Raw genomic sequence first — 2,669 nt, 5'->3', positions numbered from 1 at the left:
CGCCACCCACGTCTCCTCCGGTGTTTTCGAGGAAAGGGTCGTGGTTGACGACCGGCTGGTGACCGGCCAGAACCCGGCGTCAGCTGCCGGTGTGGCCAAGGAGATGGAGAAGCTCTTCGCAGCGGTCATCCACCAGGAAAAGGCCGAGGAGCAGCATGAGGCGGAGGCCTTGCGCGCCCAGAAGGACGCGATTAAGGCGGCTGCTGCTGCCGAAGGGGAGCAGTAACACAACGCTCACTGAGGCTGGCGGACACGCTGCAAGGACGCCAGCATTTAGCCCTTGAGCCGTGGGGACCGATCGCCATACAGTGACTGCCAACGACACTTCAGGAGAGACGACATGTCCCTTGTCCGCGTGCATAACTTCTCGGTCTCCCTCGACGGCTTCGGCACCGGTGAGGGCCAGCAACTGGACGCTCCGTTCGGTCACGCAGGCACGCGGCTGCTGGAGTGGGCCTTCGAGACGCGGACCTTCCGCGCGATGGGCATCCATGGGGAATCGGAAGGATCCTTCGGCATCGACGAGGCGTTCGCCAGCCAGTGGGGACCCGGGGTCGGCGTCGAAATCCTGGGGCGCAACAAGTTCGGCCCTCAGCGCGGTCCCTGGGAGAACGAGGACTGGAAGGGGTGGTGGGGCGAGAACCCTGTGTTCCACACCCCTGTGGTTGTCCTGACACACCATCCCCGGCCGGTCCTCGAGATGGAAGGCGGAACAACCTTCCATTTTGTTGACGCGGACCCGGTCTCCGCGCTTGAGAAGGCCCGCGCTTTCGCCGGGGGACTGGACGTCAGGATCGGCGGCGGCGCCAGCACGGTGCGGCAGTTCCTCGAGGCCGACCTGATCGACCACATGCATGTGGTCCTCGTGCCGATCCTCCTGGGCCGTGGCGAACGGCTCTGGGACGGGCTCGAAGGACTCGAAGCACGTTTTGAGATTGAAGCGACCCCTTCTCCCCAAGGCGTGGTGCACCTGGTCTTTACCCGTCGCCCGGCCCGTTGACCCGTCACGCTGGGGAGGGCATGGGAACGCGGCCAGGCTTCCTCGGTCACTCCCCGCAGTCGCGGCAGTGCTATTGAAGGTCAAAGAGGCGTTGCGCTCGTTCACCTTCAAGGACAGGTTGCGGCTCCGGCAGCGTTCAACGATGGCGCCCACGTTCGGTTCTCGGACTATGCCATTACCCGTGTCAGGGGAGTCGGTCCGGCCGTGACGCCCGTAAGGTCGATTTATGGGCACCAAACGAAACGGCGAGCTGGAAGGGCAAAGCTCCATCAACGAGCTGCTCGACAAGCCCATCGGCGACAAGCCAATCCAGCTGCCGCTGCCGTTCCATCTCCAGGTCCGGCCGGGGGAATTCCGCCGCGCGTCCTGAGGCACGGCCAAGGCATGACGACGGCGGGACTCGCCTTCCCGCCGTCGTCCCGGAATCTAGTGTTCAGAGGTCGTGCGGGCAAATTTCGGTGCCCGCCAGCCCAGGCCTTCCCTGCCCGAATGAGGGTTCGTCGTCGCTTCCCGCCCAGATGACACCGCCTCCGGGGCAGGGCATCACGTCGAACGCGCGGCCATCAAGCTGCGCCCGCAGATGGCTTCCGTCATCCTCAACCACTTCCCAGCCCGCCGCTGGCAGCGCTCCCCGATAGTGCTGCAACACGTCGGCGCCTTCCGAGAGCTTGAACCAGCGGGTACAGCCGCCGACGCCACTCATGCCGCCGCCACTGAAATGGCCGATGTGGCTGATGGAATCGAACGTCTGCTGGGCTTCACGATCTGCGCTGGCCATGGGTTCATCGGTGCCCTCGGTCACGCATTGCGGAGCGGAAACGAATTGGTTTTCCATCTTCTGGCCCAACGCCGCGGGGGTGACGGCGAACATCCCGATCAGCATGAGGACCGGGATGGCCACGGCCGTCAGCCGCATCCACGGGCGTGTCGAGATCATGAAGCCGATCATGGCAACCACCGCGACCAGACCGAGCCCCAATCCGGAGGGTCCGGCCGTGAGCCCCCACGTGAGACCCTCCAACGGGGTACCGCTCACATCGCCGTAAATTCTCATGAATTCGTAGTGGACCATCACGGCCAACACCGCCAGGCCTGCCCCAACGACGAGAAGCACTGCAGCAGAAACGGCTCGGCCGGTCACGGGCATGGCTCATTGTATTCCCGCTCCAGTTCTCGAGACAGGTGGCGGCTGCTGCTGCCCGCTTCTCGATCGTATTTGAAGGATTCCGGGCATTTCGTCGACTTTGCCTCCATTCAGGGCGGCCAGCCCCCGCGCGACGAGGTGGACTCGAAAGATCCCATCCAGGTTGCCTTCACGGAGGATGAGACCACGCGCGCCGGCCTCTACAACACCGCCCGCGTCGACGTTGTTGATCCGGACCAGTACGACGCCGTCTACCTCGTGGGCGGCCACGGCACCATGTGGGACTTCCCGGACAGTGAAGGCCTGCAGAGCCTGGTGGCCAGGGTTTACAACAACGGCGGTTTGGTGGGTGCGGTGTGCCACGGACCGGCCGGACTGCTGAACGTGGAACTGGAGAACGGGCTTCGCCTCGTCGAGGGCCGGAGGGTGGCCGCCTTCACCAACGACGAGGAGGTCGCCGCAGGCAAGGACAAGGTCATTCCGTTCTTCCTGGCAGACCGGCTTGAGGAACAGGGCGCCACCCAC

4 protein-coding genes and 1 pseudogene are annotated in these 2,669 nt (G+C 64.6%); 4 read left to right on the top strand and 1 reads right to left on the bottom strand.

Features of this window, described 5'->3' with window-relative positions; genetic code table 11:
* The 3 genes and pseudogenes from DXK94_RS20270 to DXK94_RS21490 form a co-directional block, all read left to right on the top strand.
* Positions 1-226: pseudogene (locus DXK94_RS20270) on the top strand (type 1 glutamine amidotransferase domain-containing protein); the annotation flags it as partial.
* A 114-nt stretch (positions 227-340) separates the two neighbouring features.
* Positions 341-1,000, top strand: coding sequence for a dihydrofolate reductase family protein (locus DXK94_RS20265; protein ID WP_115526316.1), 660 nt, complete (start codon positions 341-343; stop codon positions 998-1,000).
* 226 nt (positions 1,001-1,226) lie between these two features.
* Entirely contained in the window at positions 1,227-1,370 is a 144-nt protein-coding gene (locus DXK94_RS21490; protein ID WP_181884891.1) for a hypothetical protein, read from the top strand.
* Positions 1,371-1,433: 63 nt separating this feature from the next.
* Here the strand turns inward: DXK94_RS21490 and DXK94_RS20260 are convergent, their stop codons facing one another.
* Entirely contained in the window at positions 1,434-2,147 is a 714-nt protein-coding gene (locus tag DXK94_RS20260; protein ID WP_115526315.1) for a hypothetical protein, read from the bottom strand.
* 6 nt (positions 2,148-2,153) lie between these two features.
* Here DXK94_RS20260 and DXK94_RS20255 point away from each other — a divergent pair.
* A partial coding sequence (locus DXK94_RS20255; RefSeq protein ID WP_395930160.1) for a type 1 glutamine amidotransferase domain-containing protein occupies positions 2,154-2,669 on the top strand: 516 nt, incomplete at its 3' end.

Origin of the sequence: Arthrobacter sp. RT-1 (assembly GCF_003367205.1) — a bacterium.
GTDB lineage: Bacteria > Actinomycetota > Actinomycetes > Actinomycetales > Micrococcaceae > Arthrobacter.
This window is presented reverse-complemented; position numbering and strand designations above follow the sequence as displayed.

Coding starts and splice junctions, on each gene's coding strand:
- DXK94_RS20265 (WP_115526316.1), top strand. CDS start 341: ATGTCCCTTGTCCGCGTGCATAACTTCTCGGTCTCCCTCGACGGCTTC.
- DXK94_RS21490 (WP_181884891.1), top strand. CDS start 1,227: ATGGGCACCAAACGAAACGGCGAGCTGGAAGGGCAAAGCTCCATCAAC.
- DXK94_RS20260 (WP_115526315.1), bottom strand. CDS start 2,147: ATGCCCGTGACCGGCCGAGCCGTTTCTGCTGCAGTGCTTCTCGTCGTT.